This is a genomic window from Streptomyces tanashiensis, from assembly GCF_014648895.1.
Lineage (GTDB): Bacteria > Actinomycetota > Actinomycetes > Streptomycetales > Streptomycetaceae > Streptomyces > Streptomyces tanashiensis.
Map to the genome: position 1 here is coordinate 46,585 of NZ_BMRZ01000007.1, position 26,877 is coordinate 73,461.

Genomic DNA, 26,877 nt, shown 5'->3' on the forward strand with positions numbered 1-26,877 from the left:
CTCTTGAACGCGCCCGGCCCGAACACCGGCCACGCCCACCGTCCGACCATGGCGGCCGAGGACGGCCCGGCCGGTCCATGAGGCGGCCACCGCAGCGAAAAGCTGACGACCGACCAGGCACGCTGCATCGGCGTCTCGACGAACCACTGGCGGATGAAGGCGGCCTACCGGCCGGGCCGCCCTTGCAGGCCGCTGCACCAAGGGCCCTTCTGCGCCGTGTACGGCCGCGCGGTCCCGGAGCCGCTCGAACACCGCCCATCCCTCTTCTCCCACCACCGGCTCGCAGTCCAGCCCCGTTCCCGCTGGCACTGGTCCCGAGCCGCCTGCTCGATCCCGGGGAAGGCCGCCGTGAGGCCAGCGCCGCAGCGCGAGCGCAGTAACACCCGGCCTCCGGGCTGTGCGCCAGGGCCGACTCTGCCGCCGTTCCCCAAACCGCGGTACCTCTCAGAGACAGGCGATTGCGGAGCTCCGGGTGACTTCAGGGAGAAGCCAGCCGGATACGGCGGCCGACGGGGGCCGACCACCAGTCGCCGATAGCCGCTCGACTCCAGCCGAGCGACCTGCTTAACGCCCGTTCACGACCAGGAGCGGGGTCCTACCACCCCGCCCGTCGGCGGGTGGGGCAAACCCCCGGGCCGATCGGGGGGTGCAGCGGATGGTGCGAGGATCTCCCGGGCGGCGAGGGTTGGGGCCATGATCACACGCAAGTTCCTGCTCGCCGCTCTGCTTGTCCCGCTCGGTGCCACCTTGGCTGTCGCTCCGGCCGCCTCCGCCGCCGCTCCACCCGCCGCGTCCGCGGCGTCGGCCTCACCCGACGCCGTCGCGTTCCGCTCTCCCGAAGCCGCCCTCGACCGGGTGGCACACCCGCTGCGCACCACCGAACCCCGGGGCAACGTCGCCGACCTGCGCCCGTTCGGCACGATGGTCGGCGACGCCACCGTGGTGGGCGTGGGCGAGGCCACCCACAGCTCGCACGAGTTCGTCACCCTCAAGCACCGGATGCTGCGGTACCTGGTCGAGGAGAAGGGCTTCCGCACCTTCGCCCTCGAAGCCGCCTGGAGCAGCGGACTGCGGATCGACGCCTACCTCACCCGGGGCGAGGGCGACCTGAAGCAGATTATGGACGAGGAGTTCCAGGGCACCTACCGCTGGTGGAACAACGCCGAGTACCGCGACCTGCTCCAGTGGGCGCGCTCCTACAACATCCAGCACCCCGGTGACCCCGTCCGCTTCGTCGGCGACGACAACGGCTTCGCCGGCCCGCAGCTGTACGACAAGGTGAACACGTTCGCGGCCGCGTCCAGCCCCGAACTCGCCGCGCAGATCACCGAGCTGTACCAAGGACTGCGGCCCACCATCAGCGCCGAGACCTACGTCAACGACTACTTCGCGAAGCCGCTCGCCGAGCGCAAGGCGATCGCCGAGCGGACCGGCCGTGCGGTGGACCTGCTCAAGCAGCACCCCGGTGCCGACCCCGACGCCCATGCCTGGGCCGTGCAGCACGCCAGCGCGATTCACCAGATGACCACCCTCTACGCCTTCGACTGGGACGACCCCCGGAACATCCCCGGCGCCATGCTCTACCGCGACCGCGTCATGGCAGACAACATCGCCTGGTGGCAGCAGCGCACCGGCAGCAAGATCATGATCTCCGCCCACAACAGCCACACCGCCCTCAAGACCTACGCCCCCGCCAGCCACCCCCGCGTCCAGGGCGAGTTCCTGCGCGAGCAACTGGGCACCGGCTACCTGAGCGTGGGCCTCACCTTCAACCAGGGCACGTTCAACGCCTTCAACCACGACGGCGCCCCGCAGCGCTTCACCGCCGCACCCGCCGCACCCGGCACCGCCGAACACACCCTCGACAAGGTCCGCCACCGCGACTACGTCGTCGACCTGCGCACCGCCCCCACCGCGGCCCGCGCCTGGCTCGCCGAGCCCCACACCATCAAGAACATCGGCGCCACCTACCCCGGCATCGCCGACGCCCCCCAGATCCGCCTCACCCAGACCCACGACGTCCTCATCCACCTCCATCAGGTCCAGGCCGCCCACATGCTCAACTAGGACTCGCCCGCCCGATCATGTGACTATCGCTCCACTCGCTCGTTGGTTCGAGCGTGGGGCGGGGTGATCTGACAGACGTCGAGTGGGAACGGTTGAGGCCGTTCCTGCCGGTCAGCAACAGGCGTTGTGGCCGGTGGCGGGACCGTAGGCAGGTGATCGACGGGATACTGCACCGGGTGCGGACCGGCGTGCAGTGGTCTACGAACGCCACCGGCTGTGGTCGGCCGACGGGACCTGGGAGCGCCTGCTTCGGCAGGTCCAGGCTGAAGCGGACGCGGCCGGTGAGGTCGACTGGGACATCTCGGTCGACTCCACCATCGTGCGCGCCCACCAGCACGCGGCCGGCGCTCGCACCAATCCGCCACCAGCCCTTTCCTCGAAGGGGGATGGGCCAGGGGAACACCAGGACGAGACGCTGTGGCAGAGCCTTGTCGCCCGGCTGGTGGAGGTGGTGCTGGAGGTGAGGGCCTGGGCCGCTCGCGGGGCGGGGTCACCAGCAAGATCCACCTGCGCGCGGACGGCTGCTGCCGCCCGTTGTCCCTGATCGTCACACCAGGGCAGAGGGCGGACTGCACCCAGTTCATGACCGTACTGGAGAAGATCCGAGTCCCGCGGATCGGCCGAGGCAAGCCCCGCAAGAAACCCGACAGCCTGGCCGCCGATAGGGCATACAGCAACGGCCCATGCCGCGACTTTCTGCGCAGACGCGGCATCCGGCACACGATTCCGGAGAAGACTGACAGCCAGGCCGCCCGCCTGCGCAAGGGATCACGCGGCGGTCGGCCACCAGGCTTCGACGAGGACCGGTACAAGAAACGCAACACCGTCGAGAGGGCCATCAACAAGCTGAAGAACTCCCGTGCGGTCGCGACCCGTTACGACAAGCGCGGGTACGTCTACCTCGGCACCGTCACTGCGGCAGCCCTCGTCATCTGGCTTCGCACGTGATCGCCCGGACAAGTCCTAGTCCCGGCGCACCCGGGACGCCGACGGCCGGCTCACCCTCCGGGGACGGGGCACCCCGGCAGCGTCGGGCGGTCCTTCGTGCGGACGGCGGGGAGCCAGGCCGCGGGGTACGCGGAGCCCCGCGGCAGGCGGACGCGGAACCAGAGGGTGGACCGCAGGTCCTCCTCGTCGATGACGGGCTGTCCGTCGGGCAGCCGGCAGTCGGCGGTGAGGACGTCGCCGTGCCACACCCGGGTCGGCACGACGTTGCCGGCGGCGTACGGCCTGAGGGGATCGATCGCCAGGCCCAGACTGCACTGCCGGTCCCTGTCGGCCCGGTCCTGGCAGCCGCGCTCCGCGTTGAAGACCTTGACGGTGCCGCCCGGCGAGGCCGAGACGCCGTCCCGGACCGCGTCCGAGCCCAGGACCGCGCCGACGGTCCCGCAGAGCACGGCGGCGAGGACGGCGGCCCGGGCCCGTCCCCGCCGCCCGGCCCCGGTGTCGCGCGGTCCCGGTACGCGGGCCTCCGTGCCGGGCGGCCCAGCGCCCTCCGTGTCGTGCGGCCCAGCGCCCTCCGTCCCCCTGTCGCGCGTGGCCTCCCCGGCGGCGATGCGGGCGAGGAGGCTCTCCGCCGTGTGCGGGGCGCGCGCCGCGTGCGTCGGGGCCAGACAGTCGGCCGCCAGCGCCCGCCAGAACGGCGGGACCGCGAGGTCCATGCGCAGCGGCGCGCGCCCCTCGCCGTACTCCTGCACGGCGGCCCCCCGCGCCACCGGTGTGGCACCGGGGAACGGCGAGGTACCCGAGGCGAACACCTCGTGGATCACGATCCCGAGCGCCCAGATGTCGGCGCTCGGCCGGACCTGCACGCCGAGCTCCCCGAGGGGCGCCCGCCAGCGCTCGGGCGGGAGGTAGTCCAGGGTCCCCATCGGAGGCACGTACCCGTGCGTCCCCGTCAGCTCCGTGGCCAGGCCGAAGTCCGAGAGCTTCACCGAACCGTCCCTGCCCAGCAGGACGTTCTCCGGCTTCAGGTCGGCGTGCACCCAGCCCGAGCGGTGGAGATGGGCCAGCCCCTCGCAGATCCCCTCGATCAGACGGCCGCGCTCGGCCCCGGACACCCCCGCGTCCAGGAGTTCGCGCAGACTGCCGGCGGCCCGCTCCATGACCAGCACGATCGCGCCGTCCACGGCCGGCAGGTCCGGCGCGGCGAGGACGAAGGACTCCCGGAGGCCGATCAGCCGGGGATGTCCGGCCCCGTGCCCGAGTGCGACCTCGCGGCGCGCGGACTCCACGATCCTGCGGGCCTGGCGCGGAGCGAGCCCGGCGGTCGGCATGATCTTCAGCGCGACCTCGGCCGGCCCCGCCGGCCCGCCGGCACCTTCGCGCCGTCCCTCAGCCGGACGGGCCGCGTACACCGTGGACCAGCCCCCGGCCCCGATCAGCTCCGTGACCACCCAGTCGCCGACCCGACGGCCGGGCGGGAGCAGCTCCGTACGGTCGTGTTCCGTGGTGTCCTCCGGCCCGCGCGGCGGTGTCATCGCGGCCTCTGCCGCTCCCGCCCGCCGCCCGCCGGGGACGGCAGCAGCGCGAGGTGCTCCTCCCGCACCAGACCGAACCGCAGCGCGAGCCCGACGATCTCCTCACGCTTGCCGTTGCGGCGCTCGCCCCTGCCCGGTTCCCGGTCGTCCAGGACACCGATGCGCAGCTTCTCCTCGGCGAGGTAGTCGATGTGCGAGCTGACGGCCCGCGCGGTCGGCGCGCCGCCGGGGACGTGTCCCCCGAGCCGCTCCACGATCTGCGGCGTGGTGGGGACCGCCACACGGGACTGGTCGCGCAGACGGGGCTCGCAGAGCGCGACGAGCACGAGGAAGTACGTCGCCGACTCGTCCAGGGAGTACGCCGTGACCGTACGGCTGCCCCAGGGCGCGCCCGTCGCGTCCGGGTCCAGATAGACGTGGTCGGGCGCGAACACCTGGAAGGAGACGGTGAGATCACCGCGCGTGGGAAGCACCACGCGCGAGAACTCGAAGGGCACGGGCGCCCCGACGCGCCGCGGCGGGACCCTCAGGTACTCGCCCGCTCCCTCGGGGTTCTCCACCAGATAGCTGTGGGTGGAGCTGTGGTTCGTCAGCTGCCAGTGGTCGTCGGTCGCGCGGATCTCCCCGGCGAGCCGGGAGATCGCCGGGTCCGCGAGACGGAGCTCGACCGGAGTCCTCGCGGAACCCCGTCCGAAGCGGGCGACCTGGCCGGGGCCCAGCCGCAGCGTCACCGCGTCGCCGCACGGTTCGCCGCCGTCGGCGCCACCGCTTCCCCGCGGCAGATGGACGACTACGCCGCTCACCGCTCCCCCTCTTCGTCCCGTCGCGGTTGTCGGACGAGCGGAACGATACTCACCAGTCAGGAGAGTTCACCGGCGTGCTTCGGCCACTTCGGAAGGTCCGGGCCCCAGCGGCCGGCAGCGGCACTCCGCGGCCGCGCGGAACCCTCCGCCGGGCCCGGCCGGGGCATCCGTCGGAGCTTCCCGCGGCACCTCCCCACGCTGTGACCCGGACCACCCGAGCGCCTTGTCCCGGCGGTGATTTGACGCTGTTTCAGGTGCTCTGCGGCGCCGCTCCGGCCGGCGACCGCGCACGGCGCCGGGAACGCGGTCCGCCGGGTCAGGCGACCCGCCCCGGGCGAGGGCCCGGCGGCCCGCCGCACACAAGGTGGGACAGGTCACGGCGCCGGGAGGGGGAGTAAAGGCCGATCCGGGAGGTTCGTGAGGGGGTCGGACCGCCGGCGCGCTCCGCGGACATGGCGCAATCCGTACGGAGCGCTGTCCGGTCGGTACTCAGAGTGGGGGACCGCCCGACGCGAGGAGGGCGACCGGGCGATCGCCGAAGGCCGTCCACGGCCGCCACCCGCCGCTCGGCCGGTCCTGGACCCGGCTCCGGACCGGACCCTCCGTCGTCTGCTGACCGGAGGCATCCGTCTCCCCTCAGCCGATCCCGGGTCCCGCGGTGCTGTTGACCCAGACCCAGGAGGACCAGGTCGAGAAGCCGGTCTGCCAGATGTGGTACGTGCCGGCGTGGCTGGTGCCGAAGACCTCGATCCGGCCGTCGGCGTTCGAGGCCGCGGTGACCTCGGTGCCGCCGCCGCCGAAGGTCTCCCACGGGCCGTACGGCGCGTTCACCCCGGTCTGCCAGGTGTGCATGGCCGTCTCGCCGTTCATGGCGAAGACCTCGACCCGGCCGTCGGCCGTGCGCTCGCTGCTGAGCCGGGAGTCCGCGGGGCCGCCGGTGCCCTCCCACCCGGACCAACTGGTGGGACTCGTCTGGTACTTGTGGAACACGCCGACCGGCCCGGAGGCGAAGACCTCGATGCGGCCGTCCGCGTTGTGGTCGACCGTGAGGTCGTGACCGCCGCCGCCGAAGTCCTCCCATGCGGACCAGCCGCCGTTCGGGGCCGTCTGGTACAGGTGCTGGAACGTGCCGCCGTCGAGGGCGAACACCTCCAGACGGCCGTCGGGCGACTTCTCCATCTCGATGCGGCCGTCGGCGGGCCCGCCACCCGTCGGTTCCCACGCCGACCAGCCGCCGTTCGGCGCCAGCTGGTACCGGTGGAACACACCGACCGGGCCGGAGGCGAAGACCTCGATGCGGCCGTCGGCGTTCACCCCGGCCGCGATGTCGCGGCCGCCGCCGCCGAAGTCCTCCCAGTCGGACCAGGCGCCCGACGGGGAGAGCTGGTAGCGGTGCCGGAAGGTGTTCCCGTCGATGGCGAACATCTCCAGGCGGCCGTCCGCGTTCGGGGCGATCGCCAGCTCGGCGTTCACGGGCCCGCCGAGCCGCTCCCACTCCGACCAGTCGCGGTTCGCCTCCCGCTGCCAGGCGTGGTGGACGCCGTCCGCGCCCGCGGCGAACAGCTCCAGGCGCCCGTCCGCCGACCGCGCCGACACCACCCGGCCCGACTCGGCCGGGTACACCAGGGGCACGGGGCGCGGACCGCTGCCGGGGACGCAGGGCAGGGTGATGCCGCCCTCCGCGAGATAGACCTCGGGGTCGATCCCGTACGAGAAGGAGTCGTCCCCCCAGATCCGCAGATGGAGGTGGGGGCCGTCGGCGTTGCCCTCGGCGCCCATCAGGGCGATCTGCTGGCCGGCCACGACATGGTCGCCGACCGACACGTCCCGCCGGTACATGTGCCCGTACTCGGAGGTCCGGCCGTCCGGGTGCCGGACACGGATCCACTGGCCGTAGTCGCCGACGTACCCGGAGATGGTCACCACGCCGTCGCCCACGGCGTGGATCGGGGTGCCGAGGGGGGCGGCGATGTCGACGCCGTTGTGCCCGGGGTGGAACGGCTGGCTGACGAAACCGGTGCTCGGGCAGGCGGTGGCCGAGCCGGTGGTCCCGGCCGTGGCCGGGGTCGCGGCGGCCAGCGCCGGCAGCAGGGCCGCCGCGGCCGCGAGAACCCGGGCCGGCGCGCGCCGGGACAGTCCGCGCAGCACGGGCTCAGGCCTTCCGGAGGCGGGCGATGACGCCGTCGATGTCGCGCTGCATCATGTCGTGGCGGATGAAGTGGCCGCCGGGCAGCTCGTACCACTCGTGCGGGATCCCCGCGTTGCCCAGCAGGGAGCGGAACTCCCGCTGGCCCGCGAGCACCTGGGTCTCGTTGGCCGTGTCGAACCAGTTGATCGGGTCGGGGCTGGTGCCGGCGACCAGGAAGACCCGCTTGTTGCGGTAACTCTCGATCCGCTGCACCGGGTTGTCCGCGCTGACCCGGGCCTCGTCCCAGAACGGCACACCGTAGATCGTGCCGCCGTTCAGGTCGAGCGCCGCGGAGCTCGCGTTGGCCCAGTGCCCCACGAGGCCGTTGTCCCGGCGCAGGCTGGCCGGGCCGGAGTGGGCGCTGACCGACGCGAAGTGGCCGTAGTACTTGGCGGCGTACTTCAGCGCGCCGAATCCGCCCATCGAGAAGCCGGACACGGCACGGCCGTCGTACTCGGCGTACGTGCGGAAGTTCGCGTCGATCCACGGGATCAGCTGGGAGATGTGGAACTGCTCCCAGTTCCGCGGGCCGACGTTGGAGCTCACGGGGTTGGAGTACCAGCCCGCGTGCCCGCCGTCGGGCATGACGACGATGAGCGGCCTGCCCGCGGTCCACGCGCGGATGCCCTCGCGGTCGAAGGTGATGAAGTCCTGGTCCGTGCCGCCGCCGTGGAAGAGGTAGAGCACCGGGTACCTGCGTCCGCTCCAGTGGTAGTCGTCGGGCAGGAGCACGTTGACGCCGGGGTTCCAGCCGATGGCGCCGGTCTGGAAGCGGTAGTACCACATGCGCGCGTCGGCCTCGTTGCGGTCCACGATGTGCAGGCCGAAGCCGTCCCCGGCGGCGGCGGCCGGCGAGGCCGCCCCGAGGACGCCTCCGGCGCCCAGGGCCATCGCGGCCGAGAGGCCTCCGGCGGTCTTGAGGATGTTCCGGCGGGTGGGGTTCTTCGCGCTCAACGTGACCTCCGGTCGGGAGCAGGACGACGGTCCGGAAGGTAGCAACGCGACCGTGCCGGGGGACCCCGGAAGATTGCGGACTGACAGGCGGCGGCGCGTCGGCTAGGAGAGCGTCCTCGAAGAGCGCCGTGGGCACGCGCGGCAAGCAGTCCGGTCCCTCAGAGGTCTTCGGCGACCAGCGCCGCCGCCCGCCGCGGGTCCCCGCCGGCGCGGACGAGCAGGGCATCCGCGTTCCACGTCGCCCCGCCCCCGCCGGCGGTGACGAGCCGCAGCGTCAGATGCGCCTCGAAGCGCGAGGCCACGAGGGCCGCGTCCGCCGAGGGCAGCAGGTCGTACACCACGTCCAGCAGAGCGCCCGCCGCGGCGTCGCGGCGTTCCCGGGCGGCCGGGTCGCAGCACCCGAGGGCCTCGCCGACACCGGGATCCGCCGGGTCGAACTTCCGCAGGGCGGGCAGCAGCCCGGGGTCGCCCAGCACCGCCGCCGCGGTGAACGTCTGCACATACGCCGTCGGCTCCTGGAGCAGCGCCGCGAGCAGCGGCACGGCGCCCGGATCACGGCGCACCGCCAGACCGCGTACGGCTTCCTCGTGCGTCTCCGTGTCCTCGTCGCCGACACGCCGCCACAGGGCCGCCCTGATGTCCGGGCCGTCCACCTCGGCGAGCTGTCCCCGCGCGAAGGCGGCCTGCTCGCGCACGCGCGCCTCGTCGTCGGAGGTCAGCCGGACCAGAGCCGCCAGTGCGGGATCGTCCGCCCGCCCCGACAGGGCGGCGGGAAGCTCGCTCGCCACCTCGGCACGCACCTCGGGGTCCTCGTCACCGGCTCGACCGATGAGGGCAGCGATCTCTTCCGCGTTCATGCGCTCATCGTCCCGCAGCCGCGCCCGCCTCCGGAGCGTCGGGGCGGCGGAGCGCGTCCGCCGGTCGCCCCTCGCCGTGATCACCCCCGGTTACTATGCCGATCGGAACTCCCCGGACTTCCCCCGGCGCCGTCGACCGGCAGATTCCGGCTCCTGCCCCCGGGGAAGCCTTCCGGGGTGCGGGATCGAAGAGATGGGTGGCCTGGGAAGTGTTGGAAGAGGTCGTAGCGACCCGCTATGTCACGCCTTTGCGTGAGGGCGGCTCGCTCCCCGGGATCGTCGAGGCCGACGACCTCGGCACGTACGTCATGGAGTTGTCCACGTGGTGGCGCTGACCTGCATAGATGCGGCTGTGTCCACCCCTGACCTGCGCGGATAAGTCTTTCAGCGTCTTTCGGGTTCGTGCTGCGTTACGCGGTCGATTCTCCCCACACGCTCCCCAGGACCGTCGATACTCCCCAGATTCTCCCCAGGAAGTGACGTTGCGGAGGGCCGTGGTGGCACCGGACGTCGTTCCGCCGGGGCGCTGCCACGGGAACACTGAGTGACTGCCTGCGAGGGCGGGGCAGAGCGCACGCGCCCTGGCCCGATGCCGTAAGCCTTTCGTCATCGGGCCCGGGCTGTCCGGCGAGCCTTCGATCACCTTGAATGGCGGACGAAGGCGTACAGCGGACACGGAGGAGGGGCGTCGTGGGGCGCGTCACGAGGAAACAGCGATGGGGTGCGGTGGTCATCGCGGGTCTGGCGGTGGCGGTGGCCGGGTTGCTGTGGTTCAAGCCCTGGGCGCTGTGGGTGGACGAAACGGTGAACGAGGCGCTGCCCTCCGCGAACGCGACCTCGCAGGCACCGGCGACGGGTGCGCCGCCCTCCGCGTCGGCAGCGCCCGCACCGTTCGGCCCGGTCACCGTCGCGCAGGGCAGCTTCATCAGCCACGAGCACGCCACCACGGGTGTGGTGAAGGTCGTCCGGCTCACGGACGGCACCCACACGCTCCGCCTCGAGGGTCTGGACACGAGTAACGGCCCGGATCTACGCGTCTGGCTGAGCGACGCGCCCGTGAAGGAGGGCAAGGAGGGCTGGGACGTCTTCGACGACGGGAAGTACGTCAACCTTGCCAAGTTGAAGGGCAACAAGGGCGACCAGAACTACCCCTTGCCCGCCGAGTTCGACTGGTCGAAGTACCCGAGCGTCAGCATCTGGTGCGACCGCTTCGACGTCTCCTTCGGAGCTGCGACGCTCACTCGTACCTGACATCGGTACGACAGATGCGTGCCGTCGGCGCCCCGGAGCGGACTGCGTGCCCGGTCAGTCCGTCCCGCGATCCGGCCCATGGCCTGGTCGAACATCACCCGCGGGCGGGGGCACGTGGTGGCCGCACCTGTTCCCGGTCGGGGGCGGTCACAAGACTGCGGAATCAGGACGGACGGCCAGGAGCCCCGTCACCCTCGACGTTGGCCACCATCCTGCGCAGCACCCTGAGCGCGGCCACGTACTCCTCGTCGCTGATGCCCTCATGGACTACGGCGCGTACCTCGGTCGCCAGCTCGCGGAGCCGCACTCTGGCGGCCTCTCCGGCATCCGTGAGGTGCAGGCGCTGCCCGTCGTCGATCCGGAGCCATGCGCGGTGGAGCAGCTGGTCGAGGACCCTGCCTATCTCGTGGGGCCCGTCGGCGAGGTGTGCCAGTTGGGCGACGACCTCCTCGCGGCTCGGTGCTGCGGGGCCGCCGTTCACGCGGTTGAGTACCCAGTACTGCGGCTGCGTGACGTCGATCTTGGCCATGGCGTCACGCAGATGCCGGGTGACGGCCGTCTGCGCCAGGCCGCACCAGTAGCCGACCGGCTGAGTGGCCAGCATGTCATCGGTGGCGTTCGGGTTCGCCGGCGCCTGGTCGGTGGCGGATCCATTCGGTAATTCCATGATCGCGAGGCTACCTTCCGCCGACGTGCCGCGCTGTCGGAGTTCGGTACTCACCACAACCCGCCCCGGACGTGCGCCGGAGCCGTCGGCCGCCGTGCTTCTCGGGTCCGCCGCAGCCTCGCGCGCCACCATGCCCGATCTGAGGCAGCCATCCCGGGCGGCGGCTCGCCCGCGCAGCCGACGGGTGGATCACGAAATGCACTGAATCGCTAGGACGTCTGTCCTATACTCACGCCAGGAGCTAGGACGATTGTCCTAGCGAGGGGTCAAGGCTGTGGGGGTACGGGGTGGCTGAGAACGCGGGTACGCGGGCCCAGATCATCGATGCCGCGAACCGGCTCTTCTACGTGAAGGGTTTCGAGCACACGTCGTTCGCGGCGATCGCCGAGACGGTGGGCATCTCGCGGGGCAACTTCTATCACCACTTCAAGAGCAAGGACGAGATCCTCGGCGCGGTCATCGAGTCCCGGCTCCGAAGCACGCGCGCGATGCTCGCGGAGTGGGACCAGGAGGAGCCGGGTCCCGCCGAGCGGGTGCGACGGTTCGTGGAGATCGTCATCACCAACGGCACGGACATCCAGAACTTCGGCTGCCCGGTCGGGACTCTCACCAACGAGCTCGCCAAACTCGGTCATCCCGCACGGGCCCAGGCCGTCTCCGTCTTCGACCTGTTCCGGACGTGGCTCCGGACGCAGTTCGAGGAGCTCGGCTTCGCCGTCGAGGCCGACGTTCTCGCGATGCACGTCCTCGCCTTCAGTCAGGGCGTGGCAACCGTGTCCAACGCCTTCCATGACGGCGAGTTCGTGCAGCGGGAGGTCGACCGCCTACACGCCTGGCTCGACGAGCGCCTCGCGCACGGCCCGGCTCCGCGCTCCGCCCACTGAACCTGACCTCTTCCACTACCCGGCAGTCGAAGGAGATTTCCGTGTTCGTCGTCCTGCTCCGCTTCGCGGCCAACAAGAGCCAGGCGCCTGATCACATGGCAGAACACCAGAAGTGGATCCGGCAAGGCGTGGAGGACGGGGTCTTCCTGCTGGTCGGAAGCCTCCAGGCCGGCCGGGGTGGTGCCGTGCTGGCCCATGGCGCGACCCTCGACGAGTTGGAGGAGCGGGTCGCGGCGGATCCGTTCGTCGCCCACGAGGTCGTCTCGGCCGAGATCATCGAGATCGCGCCGAACACCACGGATCCCCGGCTCGCGTTCCTGACGGCCTGAGCCATGGCCGTGTTCATCGCACCCGACGGCGACCGACGATGCGGGTGGGTCGGCAGCGCCCCCGAGTTCCTCGACTATCACGACAGGGAGTGGGGCTACCCGGTCGTCGACGATCAGCGGCTGTTCGAGAAGATCAGCCTGGAGGGGTTCCAGTCGGGGCTCAGCTGGCGCACCATCCTGGCCAAGCGGGAGAACTTCCGGAAGGCGTTCGCCGGCTTCGACTTCCACCTGGTCGCGGAGTTCACCGAGGCCGATGTGGACCGACTCCTCCAGGATTCGGGGATCGTCCGCCACCGGGGCAAGATCGAAGCCGTCGTCAACAACGCGCGCCGCGCGGTCGATCTGGCCGCCGAGGAGGGCTCACTGGCCGCCTTCTTCTGGCGCAGCGAACCCAACCCGGACGAGGTGAACCCACCGCAGACGGTCTCCACCTCGCCGGCCTCGATCGCCCTGTCCAAGGACCTGAAGAAACGGGGCTGGAAGTTCGTCGGACCCACCACCGTCTTCGCGTTCATGCAGGCCATGGGGCTCGTCAACGACCACGTGGCCGAGTGCGTCATCCGCCTTCGGGTGGAGGCGGAGCGGTCGGCGTTTGCCCGGCCCCGCTGAATGTCGACCCCGGGGGCTTGCGGCACGGCGGCTGTGCGACGGCTTGACAGTCTGGCTGTCTTGCCGCATGGCTGACGAGGTCACTCGCCAGATCAGACGGCGGCCACGGCGCTGACGGGCCGATGCGGAGGGGACCTTCCGGATATCCACCGCATCGGTCCTCAGCCGCCGACCCTCAGCCCAGCCGGTCGAGTGCGGCCAGGATGTCGGCCGGTTCGGCGCGGGTGGTGTAGTCCGTGTTCACGAAGGCCCAGCGGATCGTGCCGTCGCGGTCGATGACGTAGGTCGCCGGCACGGGCAGGGTGCGTGGGTGGCCGGCGTTCGAGCGGTCCAGGTCGATGCCGAAGCCGGCGTAGACGGCCGCGAGGTCGTCCGGCAGGTCGAAGGCGAGGCCGAACTGCTTGGCGGTGTCGGAGCCGAGGTCGCTGAGCACGCCGAAGGCCAGCTCGTTCTTCTCGGCGTACGACAGGGACTCGTCGGGGACCTGGGGTGAGACGGCGACCAGCCGGGCGCCGCGGGCGGTGATGGCGTCGTGGTGCTGCTGCAGGGAGCGCAGGGCGATGTTGCAGTAGGGGCACCAGGTGCCGCGGTAGAAGGTCAGCACCACCGGGCCGTCGGCGAGCAGGTCGGCCAGGGCGACGGTCTGGCCGGTGGCCGAGGGCAAGGCGAAGGACGGCGCCGTCGCGCCGACGGGCAGCGCTTGGTCCGCCTGGCCGGAGTCGGCCAGTTCCGCCGCTGCCCGCTGCATCACGGCTCGGATGTCGGCGGGGATCTGCTGCCGGCGGCTTTCGAAGAAGGCGCGCAGCTCGGCGTTGACGCTCATGGGTCTCCTCCCGGAGGGATCTTGGAACGTTCGTTTCAAGATAGGGATTGGAGTGCACTCCATGTCAATGGGTGGAGCGGGTATCTTGGAATCATCGGTTCAAGATGGAGTGGTGGGCATGGCGGACATCAAGCACTTCGATCCGGACGCGACACTGGACACGGTGGTGCGGCTGTTCTGGCGGCAGGGTGTGGCCACCACAGGGATCCAGGACATCGTCAACGCCACCGGGCTCAACCGGTCCAGCCTGTACGCGACCTACGGCGGCAAGCATGAGCTGTACCGCGCGGCCCTCGAACGGTACGTCCAGGACCGGTCACGGCTCGGCCTGCTGGAGGAGGACGACCGCGGCCTGCCGGCTATCACCGACTTCTTCACCGGGCTGATCGAGACCCGCTGCACCGGCGAGTTCGCAGGCTGGGGCTGCATGATCTCCAACGCCCACGCGGGCACCGAGAACGCCGACCCCGCCGTCCGCGCCATCCTCGACCGGCAGCACCAGCGCCTGCGCACCGCCCTCCACACCGCGCTCCTGTCGGCACAGTGGCAGCGACAACTCGCCGAGGACGCCGACCCGGACTCCGCGGCCGACGTCCTGGCCCTCCTGGCACACGGCGTGAACCTGCGCTCCCGAGCCGGCGCGGACGCCCAGCAGTTGCACAGAACCGTCGCTGCGGCGATCACCGCTGTGGCTCGCAGAGCTTGATCCCCTTGCCGACGCTGGGGCGTGGTCCCCGCACGCCGTCGTGCGACGACTGTCCATCGCGGGTGCACCATCGGGGAAGTTCGTGATCCTGTGCCTGCCGGTCAGGCGTGCTGTTCTCCGTGCGGGCGGGGAGCCGGCCCGCTGCTTCGAGCCGGGTCAGCCGCTGGTGCCCGGTCGGCCCAGCGTCGGACCCGGTCGGGTTTCAGCGGGGTGTCGTGGCCGACGTGGAGACTGGTGGGGTTCAGGGCGAGCATCTTCCGCAGGCTGGCGAGGTTGCGCAGCGGATCGTCGTGAAAGGGACGGCTGGCGGGGCGACCCCGCACGAGACCAAAGGGGGAGTTGGCGATCAGGTCGCCGGCGACGAGGTCTCCCCGGTCGGTGAGGAGCGGTCATAGTCCGCTGGGTGACGACCGAGCAGTTCGGCCAGTCCACGGCGGGTGGTGGCGATGACAACGCGGTCGTCGGGGTGCAGGACGTATCCGGGCTGGAGGTTCCAGAGGAGTTGGGGCTGGTCGCCGTCGTGAGGGGCGGAGGCGAGGTCGGGGCGGCGGGCGGTGGGAGCGGTGGTGTCGAGGGCCAGGACGCGCCAGGCGCCCGGGCGGAAGGATTCGGCGACGGTGCGGCCTTGGAGCTGGGGGTGTCCGGCGACGAGGAGGGCGGCGAAGAGGAGGACCTTGCGTTCGACGGGGATGGCGCCGAGGATCTGGCGGCCCATCATGGCGCCGGCGAAGGCGGGGGCGGCGAGGTGGGTGACGCTGCGGCTGCGGGTGACGGCGTCGGGGTGGGCGGAGCGCAGGGTGCGGTAGACCGCGGTGGCGAAGTCGTCTTCGTAGAGGCGGAGCGCGACGCGCAGGTCGTTCTTGAGGGTCCGGGCGGCGAGGGTGGCCTCCAGGTTGGTCGTGTCGGAGCTGGTGAGGGCGAGCAGGGCGTCGGCCCGGTGGATGCGGGCTGCTTCCAGTACGCCGTCGTCGGTCACGTCGCCGAGGACCACGGGGACGCCGAGGTCGCGGGCAAGCGGGATGCCGCGGGCGTCCGGGTCCTGCTCCACGCAGACGACGGGGATGTCGAGCTCCCGCAGCCGGGTCAGGACTCGGGCGCCGATCTTGCCGAGGCCGAGGAGCACGATGTGGCCGGACAGTGCGCGCGGCGGGCGGCGCAGCGCGCCGGTCGTGCGGAAGGTGCCCAGTGCCTCCAGGGCCCCTGCGACGAGGAGGGGCAGGAGGGCGAGGCCGACCAGGCCGGAAAGGAGCTGGAGGATCTGCCGTGTGGAGGAGTCGCCCAGGGCGGGGTCGTTGATCGAGAACAGGTCGAGGAGGGTCAGATAGGCGGCGTGCACCGGGTCGGCATCCGTGAGGACGGCGGTGGTGGCGGTGAGGGCTAGGACCGCGGCGACGATGCCGGCGAGCGACCAGCGCAGGCGTGCGGAGAACACCTCCCCGAGCGGGGCGCCGCGCCGGGCGAGCCGACGGGGCGGCACCTGCGGCCCCGTGCGACGGACGGCTTCGAGAACGACGGTGCCGCGGCCCGCCGAGCCCTCGACGGCCTGGTCGTCGGGCAGGAGCTCCGGACCTTGCGCACCGCTCGTGTCCGATCCCTCGCTGCCGGCCGGGTCGGTGGTGGTCGAGGAGAGCAGGGCCAGGGTGCACAGTCCGGGATCCGGGACTTCGCCCCGGCCGGGCGAGGGGCGTTCGGCGGCGCGGAGCAGCAGCCCGTCCGCCTGTACGACCTTGTTGGTGTCGGCGACCGCGGTGGCCACGAGCGCCGGGGCGGCGGTGTCCGCGTCGGAGAGGACGGTCGTGGACGCGTCCAGGACCGTACGGTCACGGCCGGGCGCGGCCACGAGGGCTGCCTGGTCGAGGAGTTCCTCCAAGTGGTGGCCGAGTTTGCGGTTGTACATGCGGACGACCAGGCGCAGCCCCGGGTTGAGCCGACGGGCGGCGAGAGCGGCCCGCAGGTTCGTCTCGTCATCCTCGTAGAGCAGGGCCAGCGCCGCCGCCCGGTCCACACCGGCACGAAGTAGTGCCTCCCGGGTCGGCGCCGGTGCCACCACCTCGAGCGGGGGCTGTGGCGTTCCGGCGATGCGGGGCTGTGCATTGTGCGGCGCCGTCATCGGGTCGTCGGCCTCGTCGGCCGGGACCAGGAGGACGACGTGCTGGCGGTAGACATCGCGCAGTTCGGCCGCGAGCCGGCGCGCCAGCCCGTCGTCACCGCAGACCACCATGTGGGCGCCGCCCCGCGGGCCTTCCTGGCGTGGCAGTGCCGTCATGCTTCCCCCGATGTCCCGTGTCCGGATGCACCCGCTGTCGCTCGCTCGGCAGGTTCAGTGTCAGGTGTCTGCCTCCCCGTGCGCGGACCTGCGGCCAGGCCGACGGCGGGCTGTCAGAGGTCGTGCCAGGAGGACGAGCCAGGCGGCGGCCGGCCGGTCGCGAGTGCCGAGGCTGGGATCCGGGGTGCCCAGTCGTCCAGCTTCCCGAAGACGAGCGTCAGGGCGCCGCCGCCGACCGCGATGAGACCGTAGATCGCGAACATGGTGCGCTGGCCCTGTTTGCCCAGCTCCTCGTACTGGCTCCGGCTGACTGCGATGTTCCGGCGCTGCGGGTCGGTGGTGTCGACCGCGTAATAGTGTCCCTGGGAGGCGTCGGTGGCCTGGAGGCCCGAGTCGTCCGAGAACATCCCGGAGAGCAGCAGGCCCCCGGCCAGACCCAGTGCGACGAGGAGGCCGTGCACCCGGTGGGGCAGGGCCTTCAGAGCACGCCACTGATTCGTCTTGCTGCTCGCGTGGCCCCTGACACGGAAATCCAGAGCGATGCTGCGGTAGATCGTCGCGGCGTGGAGCGGGAAGAGCAACGCGAAGCCGGTCCCGATCAGTACTTCCTCGTACGGGAAAGGGGGAAGCCGGGGGGCGGCGGTGTAGGCGGACGCACACAACGCTGCCGCGCCCAGAGCCAGTTGCAGCCCCGCGTGCACCGTGAAGCTCTTTCGCATGCCGTCCCCCCGGTCGGACTGGTGTCTCAGTCGGTGATCTCGACCGGTGTGCTGGGAGCCGCGGGCGCCACCGCGGTTTCGGGCGTCGGCTTCTTCTGAGTGATGCCCTGGAGCAGCGAGGCGAGGTCGACACCGGTGGCGGAGGAGAGCAGTTCCATGCCCTGGGCGACGTTGTCCGTGACCGTGCGGGTCAACTGGCTCGCTCCGTCTGTGGAGATGACGGTCATCTTGTCGACGGCGGCGAGCGGCTCGGCGGCCTTGGCGACGACCTGCGGGAGGACCTCGACGAGCATCTGCAGGACGGCGGCGTCGCCGTACTGGGCGAAGGCGTCAGCCTTCTTCCGCATCGCCTCGGCCTCGGCAGAGCCCTTCGCGCCGATGGCGGCTGCCTGGGCCTCGCCCTCGATGCGTACGGCGTCTGCGAGCGCGGAGCGTTGGGCCTTCTCGCCCTCACCGGTCAGCCGGGCCCGCTCGGCGTCGGCCTCGGCCTCCTTGACCAGGGCGATGCGGCGGGCCTCGGCCTCCTGCTCGGCCTGGTAGCGGGCGGCGTCGGCGGGCTTGCGGACCTGGGTGTCGAGTTGACGATCGGTCAGTGCCGCCTGCCGTTCTGCGACCTTCTCCTGCTCGCTGAGGATGTCCTGCTGCCGGGCCGCCTCGGCGAGCGGGCCGGCGGCGTTCGCCTGGGCGGTGGCCTCGTCGGTCTGGGCCTTGATCTCGGCCTGCTTCAGATAGAGGGTCCGCTGCGCGACCGCGATCTCCTCCTCCGCCTTCAGCCGCGCCTGCTCGGCGGCGCGGCGGGCGACGGCCTCGGCGATGTCCGCCTCCTGCTTGGCACGGGCGGCCTCCGGGCGACCGAGGTCTTCGAGGTAGGAGCCCTCGGTGGTGATGTCCTGGATCTGGAAGGCGTCGAGCACCAGGCCCTGCCCGGAGAGGCTCGCCTCGGCCTCCTCGGCGACTTGTCCGGCGAAGGCGGCCCGGTCGCGGATGATGTCCTCCACCGACATCCGGCCGACGATCGACCGCAGGGCGCCGGACAGCACCTCCTGGGTGAAGCCGACGATGCCGTCCTGCTGCATCAGGAACCGCTGGGCCGCGGCCCGAATCGAGTCCTCGGTGCCGCCGACCTTCACGATCGCGACACCCTCCAGATTCGCCTTCACACCCCGCAGCGTGACCGCGCCCCGCACAGCGACCGGGATGTGCCGGCTGGACAGATCGAGGCTGAACTTCTGCTGCACGAACGGCACGACGAACACGCCGCCGCCGACCACGACCTTCTGGCCGCTGTTGTCCGTGTACTCCCGGCCGGTGGCCGGGTCGGTGGTCTTCTTGCCGCGCCGGCCGGTGATGATGAACGCCTCGCTGGGACCGGCGACCTTGTAACGCGTGATGACGACGAGGCCGAGCAGGACGACCAGGACGATGATGCCCACCACAGAGGTGAGGACAGGGCTCATGACGAAACCCCCTTCGATCAGAACGAACGATGAAGAACAGCAGCCGACGAGTGGTCAGCGTTCGACGGGGCGGACGGTCACCGACGTCGGCGAGAGAACGGACTCGACCCACACCTCGGTGCCACGTGCGACGGGTGCGTCGGCCTTCGCCGCGTACTTCACCGGCTGGCCCGCGAGATGCAGCAGCACCTCGCCGTAACCGCCGGCCGGGATCGCCGTCACCACCGAACCCGACGTCCCCGCCAGGTCCTCGCCACGCGGTGCGGGCGCGGAACCGTCGCGCATCAGCGCCCGGCTGAACCTCCAAGTCAGCCAGGCCACGCCGACCCCCGTGACCACGCCCGCACCGGTGGCGACTCCCGCCCCCGTACCGGTGGTTCCGAGCACGATCGCCCCCGTGAAACCGAGGGCCGACACGAACCCGGCGATCACCGGCAACGACAGAAACCCGTCCAGCCGCCCGCCGAACCCGTCGAGGACCCCCTCCAACAGGCCGTCGAAGACCAGGGACAGGACCAGCAGCACCAGACCCCCGATGCCGAGACCGAGAAACCAGACCATGTCCCGCTCCTTGGGCTGCTGGGCCACTTCCGCCGTCCGGGGCATCGTCACACTGAACCGCACACGAGTTCACTGCCGTACTTCGGCAATCTTTACGCGCTCTTGATGCCGTCCTTACGCGCACAGCACTCGGTCGTCATCGCACCGTTCACGTTCTCGCGGGCGACGGAAGCCTTCACAGCGCGTCCCTGCCCACTAGGATCACCGCTGGTGAGCCGGGAAGTCTGGTCGGCACTGCCTTCCGCCTGCCCCGAAGGACACGCCCGTGCCGCTCACCCTGATCCTTATCGCCCTGTTCGCGCTTGCCTTCCTGATGTTCAACATCGTCGTCAGCGTGCGCGTGTGGTGGCTCACCGAGCTGCCGACGTGGCGGCGGATCCTGCCCACGCTGCTGCTGTGCGCCGGGCTGGCGGCGAGCGCCAGCCGCGTCACCGGAACCATCATCGTCGCCGAGACCCTGGCCTTCCCGATGAACCTGGCCACCACGCTGATCGGCCTGTTCGAACTGAACCGTCACCGCGCCCGGCGGACGGCAGAAGGCGACAGACCGGAGGCGTCGGCGTGAGTTCCTGGGGCAGCTGGGGCGTGGTCGCCGGCGGTGCCGTGCTCATCCTGACGCCGAGCGTCGCCGTCCTGGCCGGCTGGCGGCCCGGACCCGTCCGGCGCGCCCGGGCGCCGGTGCCGTTCCTCGGCATGGCCGGCCTCGCTGCGTACGGGGCGGTGCTGGCCGACGAGGTCCCGCGCCTGGCCGGTGCGTCCGGCGGGGTGCGTTTGACCTGCGCGTACATCGCCCTGGGGCTGATCGCCGTGGCCATCGCGCTCGTCATCCTCTACGACTTCCTCTCGGGCCGGGCCCGACGGGGCCGACCGTGACGATGCAGGGCGGGGAGATGAGGGACAGGTACGTGGAGGAGTACGGAGCGCTGTTCGCGGACATCGCGGAGAGCGGGCGCCGCCTGAACCGGGACGAGGTGCGACAGCGCCGCGAGTCCGGTGAGCAGGCAGCCCGCGAGGGGCTCGCCCTGCGGGCGCTCATCGGTCACCACCTGGCGGCGGTCCGCGAAGCCTGGCCCGAGCAGCCCCTGTCTCGCAGGACGACCCTCGACCTGCTCGCTGTCGTCGAGCAGTCCGTCGACGCGTTCTCTGGCGGCTTCGAACGGGCCCAGCGCCTCGCGGTGCGGCAGGAGGAGGCCCAGCGGCGGGAGTTCATCGATGACCTGCTGTACGGGCGCAGCGACCTGGGACGGATAGCGGAGCGGGCCGAACGCTTCGGCCTGCGCCTCTCCCACGCCCACGCCGTCGCGGTCGCCCGCGGCCCGCAGGCGTACGGCGAGGCCGACCCGGTCCCGCAGCAGGTCGAGCGGGCCCTGATCGGCAGGTTCGGCGACCGGCACATTCTGCTCACCACCAAGGGCGGCCGGATCGTGTGCGTCGCCCCCGGCGACCAGGACGACGTCCTGGCCTACTTCGCCAAGCAGGCGTACGCCGCCACCGGCGGCGGGCAGGCGGCCATCGGCCGGCCCCAGCCCGGACCCAGAGGGGTCGTCCATTCCTACGAGGAAGCACTCGGCGCCCTCGATCTCGCCGACCGCCTCGACCTCGACACCCCTGTGCTGCGCGCCGCTGATCTCCTCGTCTACCCGGTCCTCACCCGCGACCGCCAGGCCATGGAAGACCTCGTCCGCAGCGTCCTCGGCCCTCTCCAGTCAGCCCGTGGCGGCGCCGAACCGCTCCTGGTCACCCTTACCGCCTTCTTCGACAACGGCTGCGTCACCACCCAGACCGCCCGCCACCTCAACCTGTCCGTACGAGCGGTCACCTACCGCCTCGACCGCATCCACCGGCTCACCGGCGCCGACCCCGCCGACCCCGCGAGCCGCTACACCCTCCAGACCGCCGTGATCGGCGCTCGGCTCCTCGGATGGCCCTCCAAGGACGTCTGAACCCACTGGTGTAACTCCCTCAGCAGGTGGATAGCCCTTTGTGCTCCCCGTTCACACTGCCTCGGTGACCCCTCCAGATCCCCTTCGCCATCACGCCTGTCTCCTGGGTCGGAGCCGGTACGGAGGTGAGCGCGGCGGGGATACGGCGCTGGGTGCACCTGTGCGGACAGGGCGAACGGGGCTGCCCCGGTGTCCGTGGTGTCAGATGGTGGAGTGCCGTTGGCGCCGAGGACGGCGGTGAGGATCAGGCCCAGCGGAGCGATGACGATGAGCGCGATCACGGCCACCGTCCGGCGCGACCGGTGGGACCGCCCCGCGCCGCTGGCCGACGATGACGGGAGCTGGGGGCCGTCCTGCGGGAACTGCTCGTTCAGCGTGGTCATCAGCGCGTCGAGGCCGGGATCGTCCCGGGCGAGACCGCGCTCGATGTCCCCGAGGGCACGCCAGCCGAAGATCAAGGGCGACATGCCGTGACCGGCATTATGAACGCGTCAAGACTGCCGAGCTGTGGCAGTGCGCCGGCGAGCTGTGCCGAGCCAGGGTGGCGGAGCGAGGATGGCCGGGTGTGCGCCCGTTGCCGGGATCGCGCAAACCGTCAGGGGGCAGTATGGCCAAGCGCGTACACGCGGCGATCGGGGACAACTGGATCAGCTGCCTCGTCTGCGACGGCGACACCTTCAGGCGGCGCGAGGTGAAGCTGAACAGCACAGGGATGGAATTGTTCAACCTGGCCTGGGCGAACGAGTCGGCCACCGGGCTGATCTGCTGGTCGTGCGGTTACGTCCACCTGTTCACCGGCGGTGCTTTGAGAGTCTACCGAGCCCGGTAGACCACGCCCCTCGCCCCGCCCGCGCATCGGGAGCCACCTGGTGAGCCGTCGTCTCGCCCGATAGGGTGTAAAGAACGCGTCAAAGTGACGCTGGTGTGCCGGGAAGTCTGGTCGGCGTCCGAGGGGCCCGTGTGCCCAACCGCCGACATGCCCCGGAGGTCTTAGCCCCATGACCGCCCCGCGCCGACGCACTGTGTTCCTCGGCCTGCTGCCCTGGCCGGAACGCAATGCCGTCACGGAAGCCCTGCGCACGGAGACCGTCGGCGGACTGGTCCTCCTCGCGGCCGCGGTCGTCGCCCTCGTGTGGGCCAACAGCCCGTGGAGCGAGGCGTACGAGCGGATACGGGACTTCCACTTCGGCATACCGGCCCTTGGCCTGGACCTGTCCGTCGCGCACTGGACCGCTGACGGCCTCCTCGCCGTCTTCTTCCTCGTCGCCGGAATCGAGCTGAAACGCGAGCTCGTCGCCGGTGAACTGCGCACCCCGGCCACCGCGGCACTACCAGTAATCGCCGCCGCCTGCGGCATGGCCGTCCCCGCCGGCTTCTACGTGCTCGTCGCCTCGGCGGGCGGCGGCAGCCTGAACGGCTGGGCGATCCCGATGGCCACCGACATCGCCTTCGCCCTCGCGGTCCTCGCGGTCATCAGCACCCACCTGCCCGCCGCCCTGCGCGCGTTCCTGCTCACCCTCGCGGTTGTCGACGACCTCGGCGCGATCCTCATCATCGCCGTCTTCTTCACCTCCGACCTCAACGGCTGGGCCCTCGGGGGCGCCTTCGCCGGCCTCGTCGTCTTCTACGTCCTCCAGCGGCTACGCGTACGCGGCTGGTGGTGGTACGTACCCCTCGGCATCGCGATCTGGGCGCTGATGTACAACGGCGGCGTCCATGCCACCATCGCGGGGGTCGCGATGGGCCTGATCCTGCGCACCACCCGCGACAAGGGCGAGGACGTCTCGCCGGCGGCCAGGGTCTCCCTCCGGATCCATCCCTTCTCGGCCGGCGTCGCCGTCCCGCTGTTCGCGCTCTTCGCCGCCGGCGTGAGCGTCTCCGGGAACGCCCTCGCCCAGGTATTCACCGATCCGGAGCCGCTCGCGGTCCTGATCGGACTCGTCGTCGGCAAGATGCTCGGCGTCTTCCTCGGTACCTACCTCGCCGCCCGCTTCACCCGCGCCCAGCTCAACCCCGACCTCGCCTGGGCCGACGTCCTGGGCCTCGCGATCCTGGCCGGCATCGGCTTCACCATCGCCCTGCTGATCGGCGAGCTGTCGTTCCCCGTCGCGGCGCAGGTCGAGCACGTCAAGGCGGCCGTCCTCATCGGCTCCCTCACCGCCGCCTTCCTCGCCGCCCTCGTGCTGCGCCGCCGAAACCGGGTCTACAAGCGGCTGTACGAGGAGGAGAACCTGGACGCGGACGCCGACGGCATCCCCGACGTCTACCAGACCGGCCTGCAACCGAACGGCACTCCGTGACAGCGGACGACATGGGACCGGCCCTGCTCGGCACGGCCATCGTGCTCGCACTCCTCGTCGTCCGTACGGCTGTACGCGAGCTGAAGGCTCCGGGCAGCGCCAGGAGCGAGTGGAGTTTTCTCCGTGACCCGACGGCCATGACGCTCGGTGCGGCGACGGGCCTGCTCTGCGGCATCCTGGCCTGGGCGCTCTCCGGTCCGGCCGGTCTGCCCTGGGCGGTCCTGGCCGGCCTTCTCGTCGCGCGCATCAATGGCAGGAGAGGGTGAGCGGAAATATTCCACGGTGTGGATCGCGGTGTCGACGGCCGTGCTGATACCGCTGGGCGTCGCCTCGCTGCGGGGCTGGTCACCCAGCCGGGCACCTTCGTCCAGCTCGCGCGTCACCACCGCACAGGGGATCGCCGCCTTCGCCCTGTACGCGAGCTGCCTCACCACGGCGGCACTCGCTCTGGCGGGCGTGCCGGCCGACGCACTGCTCCCGCTCCGCATCGCGGGCGGCCCGCTGCTCATCCTCCTCGCCGTCGGTCTCGTGGTCCGGGCCTCCCTCATGGAACGGAGCGGGCCAGGCCGACGTCGCGGGACTAGGACGGCCCCAGAGGCCCGGACCGGAGGAAATTCCTCAGGTCTGAGGTGGCCCGGGCTGTCGTGCCCGCACGCGGGGTCGGCTTCGACCTCCACTTCGCCTATTGCCCTGAACCTCCTGCCGACAGGTAACGCTCCAAGCCCATCCTGCGCATGACCGTGCGCGCCTGGTCGGGGGCATGGGTGACGGTGAGCGTGATGCCCTGCCCACGAGCCCCGTGTGCGGTGAGGAAGAGGGGCAGCGTCCCTTCCGGGCTCAGATGCGTGACGCGGGAGAGGTCGATCTCCAGTGCCTTCGGCGCATCACGCAGGGCTGTGCGCAGCACGCGGTCGGTGTGTTGTACCGACGCGGCGTCGAGGTCGCCTTTCAGACGTGCGACGATCAGCTTGCGGCGCGGGTGGAGTCGTCGAAGGAGGGCGTGCGAACAGTCTCTGAAGCGGTCGGCGAGGGGCAGAGAGGGTGGCATTGAAGGCTCCGGGCAGGGGGCATCGGTTGCCGACCAGGCTTCCCGGCACTCCTGGCTCGGAGAGTACGCGCTGTCCCATCAGCCCGCTCGGCGCCGAAAGGACCTTGGGGCTCGGAATGTTGCCGGGGGTCGGCAACCAAGAACGCGATCGGGTGCGCGTCAAGGACCTGTCAACGTCGCATAAGGAACGTGTAAGGTCCGTTGTGGAGTGCCGGGAAGTCTGGTCGGCGAACAAGGGACACGTGTCTTTTCTGCCGATCGGGGGACTTCCGTCATGGTGCTCATCGCTGTCTTCGGGGCCGCGTTGCTTGTCGCGGTGCTGCTGTCCGGGCTCGCCGCCCGGACGGTTCTGTCCACTTCTCTGCTGTTTCTGGTCGGCGGGGCGCTGGTCAGCGACGGGTTTTTCGGACTGATCCACATCTCGCCGGAGAGCGAGATCGTGTCGGTCACCGCCGACCTGGCGCTGTTCGCGGTGCTGTTCACCGACGGCATGCACGTCTCCTTCGCCAAGCTGCGCGCCAACTGGCGCAACCCGGCGCGCGCGTTGGGCCTTGGGATGCCGCTCGCGTGTGTCGGCATGGCGCTGGTCACCCACTACCTCGTCGGACTGGACTGGACGACCTCGTTCCTCGTCGGCGCGGTCCTCGCGCCGACCGACCCGGTGTTCGCCTCCGCGATCGTGGGTCGCAAGGAGGTCCCCGCCCGGCTGCGCGAGCTGCTGAACGTCGAGAGCGGGATCAACGACGGTCTCGCCCTGCCCGTCGTCCTCATCCTCATCGCCGCTGCCGGCTCGACCGCCGGCCACGCGGAAGCATCCTTCGGGAAGATCGCGCTGGAGCTGGGCCTGGGCCTGGCCTTCGGCGTGCTGCTCCCACTGCTCGTCAACGGGCTTGTACGGTTCCGGCTGCTCGGCGCGGAGCCTAAGCTCCAGCCGCTGCTGCCGCTGGCGACCGGGATCATCCTGTACGCGGCCTGCCACCTGACGCACGCCAACCCGTACCTGGCGGCGTTCTCCGCGGGCGCGGTGCTGGCCGCCGTATCGCCGGAGTCGCAGAAGGCGTTCGAGCCGCTGGGGGAGTCGCTGGCCGAACTGGCCAAGTTCGCGGCCCTGCTGGTCTTCGGCGCGCTGCTGACCCCACAGTTGTTCGGCGACCTGTCGATCGGCGGGTATGCGGCTGTGGTGCTGGCGATCGTGCTCATCCGCCCGGCGTCGCTGCTGATCTCGCTGTGGGGTACGCGGATCGACCGTCGGGAGAAGCTGGTCGCGGCCTGGTTCGGGCCGAAGGGATTCGCCTCGGTCGTCTACGGCCTGCTGGTCCTCCAGGCCGGCATCCCGCAGGGCCAGGAGGCGTACACGGTCATCGCGGTCTGCATCGCCTTCTCGATCATTGCCCACAGCAGCACCGACGTGCCCATCGCCCGCTTGTTCCACGTCGACGACCTCGTCGACACCGGCGCTGAGCAGGCGCCCCGCACTGTCCCCAAGACGACGACCGAGGCTCTCCCGCATGTCCGCACGTGACCTCGCCTGGCCCTGCACCCCGCTACGGCCGGACACCACGCTGCGGGAGGCGGCTGCCCTTCTGGTCCGTGAACGGGCCCCGGCGATCGTCGTGGTGAGCGAGGACGGGCATCCCCTGACGGTCCTGCCCGCGGCGCGGGTTCTGACAGCCACCCTGCCTGAATCCGTGGTGGAGGACCCGCTCCTCGCCGCCGCCGCGGGCGCATCGCTCGACGACGCCGTGCGGGCCCGGGCCTCATCGCTTCGGCTCGCCGATCTCCTGCCCCAGCGCCCACCCGTGCTGCCAGTGGTGAGTCCTGATGCCTCACCCGTCCACATGGCCGCATTCATGGAGCGCACCGGCAGCTCTGTGGTCCTGGTCGTCGAGTACGACGACGACCAGCCGCACGTGCTCGGCACCGTCGACGCGGCCACCCTGCTCCACCACTACCTCTGACCGGCCC

At 71.1% G+C, this 26,877-nt stretch carries 27 protein-coding genes and 2 pseudogenes; 17 read left to right on the top strand and 12 right to left on the bottom strand.

Translation table 11 applies throughout. The features are described from left to right. The first annotated feature begins 693 nt into the window (after positions 1-693). Both IE237_RS21745 and IE237_RS21750 read left to right on the top strand, forming a co-directional pair. Positions 694-2,067 carry an erythromycin esterase family protein gene (locus tag IE237_RS21745; protein WP_189803738.1) on the top strand — a complete coding sequence of 458 codons (1,374 nt, stop codon included), beginning with the start codon at positions 694-696 and terminating at the stop codon, positions 2,065-2,067. Between the two features lie 53 nt (positions 2,068-2,120). After that, positions 2,121-3,015 (top strand): annotated as a pseudogene (locus IE237_RS21750) (IS5 family transposase). A 50-nt stretch (positions 3,016-3,065) separates the two neighbouring features. Here IE237_RS21750 and IE237_RS21755 read toward each other — a convergent pair. The 5 genes from IE237_RS21755 to IE237_RS21775 form a co-directional block, all read right to left on the bottom strand. Beyond that, entirely contained in the window at positions 3,066-4,547 is a 1,482-nt protein-coding gene (locus tag IE237_RS21755) for a serine/threonine-protein kinase (RefSeq protein WP_189803739.1), read from the bottom strand. Beyond that, the gene (locus IE237_RS21760; protein WP_189803740.1) at positions 4,544-5,350 is read right to left on the bottom strand and encodes an FHA domain-containing protein; all 807 of its coding nucleotides are present in this window, start codon (positions 5,348-5,350) and stop codon (positions 4,544-4,546) included. The genes IE237_RS21755 and IE237_RS21760 overlap by 4 nt, the downstream gene beginning before the upstream one ends. Before the next feature lie 636 nt (positions 5,351-5,986). Next, positions 5,987-7,498, bottom strand: coding sequence for a DUF8189 domain-containing protein (locus IE237_RS21765; protein ID WP_189803741.1), 1,512 nt, complete (start codon positions 7,496-7,498; stop codon positions 5,987-5,989). 4 nt (positions 7,499-7,502) lie between these two features. Beyond that, entirely contained in the window at positions 7,503-8,492 is a 990-nt protein-coding gene (locus IE237_RS21770; protein WP_189803742.1) for an alpha/beta hydrolase-fold protein, read from the bottom strand. 158 nt (positions 8,493-8,650) lie between these two features. Further along, positions 8,651-9,349: a HEAT repeat domain-containing protein gene (locus tag IE237_RS21775; protein WP_189803743.1), complete on the bottom strand. Its 699-nt coding sequence runs from the start codon at positions 9,347-9,349 to the stop codon at positions 8,651-8,653. A 209-nt stretch (positions 9,350-9,558) separates the two neighbouring features. Between IE237_RS21775 and IE237_RS21780 the strand changes: the two are divergent. Continuing rightward, positions 9,559-9,669, top strand: a pseudogene (locus IE237_RS21780) (HipA family kinase); the annotation flags it as partial. Positions 9,670-10,039: 370 nt separating this feature from the next. Further along, positions 10,040-10,600, top strand: a complete 561-nt coding sequence (locus IE237_RS21785; RefSeq protein ID WP_229842814.1) for a DM13 domain-containing protein — start codon at positions 10,040-10,042, stop codon at positions 10,598-10,600. Between the two features lie 163 nt (positions 10,601-10,763). Here IE237_RS21785 and IE237_RS21790 read toward each other — a convergent pair whose 3' ends face one another. Then, positions 10,764-11,267 (bottom strand): MarR family winged helix-turn-helix transcriptional regulator, encoded by a 504-nt coding sequence (locus IE237_RS21790; protein ID WP_189803745.1) that lies wholly within the window; start codon positions 11,265-11,267, stop codon positions 10,764-10,766. Between the two features lie 287 nt (positions 11,268-11,554). Here IE237_RS21790 and IE237_RS21795 point away from each other — a divergent pair, with 287 nt between their 5' ends. Genes IE237_RS21795 through IE237_RS21805 form a run of 3 tightly spaced genes read left to right on the top strand, consistent with a single transcriptional unit; the run spans position 11,555 to position 13,089 of the window. Next, positions 11,555-12,151, top strand: a complete 597-nt coding sequence (locus IE237_RS21795) for a TetR/AcrR family transcriptional regulator (RefSeq protein ID WP_189803746.1) — start codon at positions 11,555-11,557, stop codon at positions 12,149-12,151. 41 nt (positions 12,152-12,192) lie between these two features. After that, positions 12,193-12,480: a YciI family protein gene (locus tag IE237_RS21800; RefSeq protein ID WP_189803747.1), complete on the top strand. Its 288-nt coding sequence runs from the start codon at positions 12,193-12,195 to the stop codon at positions 12,478-12,480. A 3-nt stretch (positions 12,481-12,483) separates the two neighbouring features. Further along, on the top strand, positions 12,484-13,089 hold the full coding sequence (locus IE237_RS21805; protein WP_189803748.1) for a DNA-3-methyladenine glycosylase I: 606 nt from the start codon (positions 12,484-12,486) through the stop codon (positions 13,087-13,089). Positions 13,090-13,264: 175 nt separating this feature from the next. Here the strand turns inward: IE237_RS21805 and IE237_RS21810 are convergent, their stop codons facing one another. Beyond that, positions 13,265-13,912 (bottom strand): peroxiredoxin-like family protein, encoded by a 648-nt coding sequence (locus IE237_RS21810; protein WP_189803749.1) that lies wholly within the window; start codon positions 13,910-13,912, stop codon positions 13,265-13,267. Positions 13,913-14,030: 118 nt separating this feature from the next. On the opposite strand from IE237_RS21810, the gene IE237_RS21815 reads away from it, so the two are divergent. Beyond that, positions 14,031-14,618 carry a TetR/AcrR family transcriptional regulator gene (locus IE237_RS21815; protein ID WP_189803750.1) on the top strand — a complete coding sequence of 196 codons (588 nt, stop codon included), beginning with the start codon at positions 14,031-14,033 and terminating at the stop codon, positions 14,616-14,618. Positions 14,619-14,964: 346 nt separating this feature from the next. On the opposite strand, the gene IE237_RS21820 is transcribed toward IE237_RS21815, so the two are convergent. The 4 genes from IE237_RS21820 to IE237_RS21835 all read right to left on the bottom strand — a co-directional run bounded on the left by IE237_RS21820 (position 14,965) and on the right by IE237_RS21835 (position 19,621). After that, entirely contained in the window at positions 14,965-16,839 is a 1,875-nt protein-coding gene (locus tag IE237_RS21820; protein ID WP_189803999.1) for an NAD-binding protein, read from the bottom strand. Positions 16,840-16,997: 158 nt separating this feature from the next. After that, positions 16,998-17,603, bottom strand: a complete 606-nt coding sequence (locus tag IE237_RS21825) for a hypothetical protein (protein ID WP_189803751.1) — start codon at positions 17,601-17,603, stop codon at positions 16,998-17,000. Between the two features lie 26 nt (positions 17,604-17,629). Then, positions 17,630-19,060, bottom strand: a complete 1,431-nt coding sequence (locus IE237_RS21830) for a flotillin family protein (protein ID WP_189803752.1) — start codon at positions 19,058-19,060, stop codon at positions 17,630-17,632. 54 nt (positions 19,061-19,114) lie between these two features. Beyond that, entirely contained in the window at positions 19,115-19,621 is a 507-nt protein-coding gene (locus IE237_RS21835; protein WP_189803753.1) for an NfeD C-terminal domain-containing protein, read from the bottom strand. Between the two features lie 265 nt (positions 19,622-19,886). Between IE237_RS21835 and IE237_RS21840 the strand changes: the two genes are divergently transcribed. From IE237_RS21840 to IE237_RS21870, 7 genes are all read left to right on the top strand, one after another. After that, positions 19,887-20,186: a hypothetical protein gene (locus IE237_RS21840; RefSeq protein WP_189803754.1), complete on the top strand. Its 300-nt coding sequence runs from the start codon at positions 19,887-19,889 to the stop codon at positions 20,184-20,186. Further along, positions 20,183-20,494, top strand: a complete 312-nt coding sequence (locus IE237_RS21845) for a hypothetical protein (protein WP_189803755.1) — start codon at positions 20,183-20,185, stop codon at positions 20,492-20,494. The genes IE237_RS21840 and IE237_RS21845 overlap by 4 nt, the downstream gene beginning before the upstream one ends. 17 nt (positions 20,495-20,511) lie before the next feature. Further along, positions 20,512-21,564, top strand: coding sequence for a PucR family transcriptional regulator (locus IE237_RS21850; RefSeq protein ID WP_370468239.1), 1,053 nt, complete (start codon positions 20,512-20,514; stop codon positions 21,562-21,564). 267 nt (positions 21,565-21,831) lie between these two features. Further along, positions 21,832-22,038 carry a hypothetical protein gene (locus IE237_RS40845; protein ID WP_229842815.1) on the top strand — a complete coding sequence of 69 codons (207 nt, stop codon included), beginning with the start codon at positions 21,832-21,834 and terminating at the stop codon, positions 22,036-22,038. Between the two features lie 133 nt (positions 22,039-22,171). Next, entirely contained in the window at positions 22,172-22,393 is a 222-nt protein-coding gene (locus IE237_RS21860; protein ID WP_189803757.1) for a hypothetical protein, read from the top strand. A gap of 169 nt (positions 22,394-22,562) precedes the next feature. Then, the gene (gene nhaA, locus IE237_RS21865) at positions 22,563-23,864 is read left to right on the top strand and encodes a Na+/H+ antiporter NhaA (protein ID WP_189803758.1); all 1,302 of its coding nucleotides are present in this window, start codon (positions 22,563-22,565) and stop codon (positions 23,862-23,864) included. After that, positions 23,861-24,130 (top strand): hypothetical protein, encoded by a 270-nt coding sequence (locus IE237_RS21870; RefSeq protein WP_229842816.1) that lies wholly within the window; start codon positions 23,861-23,863, stop codon positions 24,128-24,130. Before nhaA ends, IE237_RS21870 begins: the two co-directional genes overlap by 4 nt. A 416-nt stretch (positions 24,131-24,546) precedes the next feature. Here the strand turns inward: IE237_RS21870 and IE237_RS21875 are convergent, their stop codons facing one another. Beyond that, entirely contained in the window at positions 24,547-24,912 is a 366-nt protein-coding gene (locus IE237_RS21875; protein ID WP_189803759.1) for an STAS domain-containing protein, read from the bottom strand. A gap of 274 nt (positions 24,913-25,186) precedes the next feature. Between IE237_RS21875 and IE237_RS21880 the strand changes: the two genes are divergently transcribed. Continuing rightward, positions 25,187-26,434, top strand: a complete 1,248-nt coding sequence (locus IE237_RS21880; RefSeq protein ID WP_189803760.1) for a cation:proton antiporter — start codon at positions 25,187-25,189, stop codon at positions 26,432-26,434. Beyond that, the gene (locus tag IE237_RS21885) at positions 26,421-26,870 is read left to right on the top strand and encodes a CBS domain-containing protein (protein ID WP_189803761.1); all 450 of its coding nucleotides are present in this window, start codon (positions 26,421-26,423) and stop codon (positions 26,868-26,870) included. Before IE237_RS21880 ends, IE237_RS21885 begins: the two co-directional genes overlap by 14 nt. Positions 26,871-26,877: the final 7 nt, after the last annotated feature.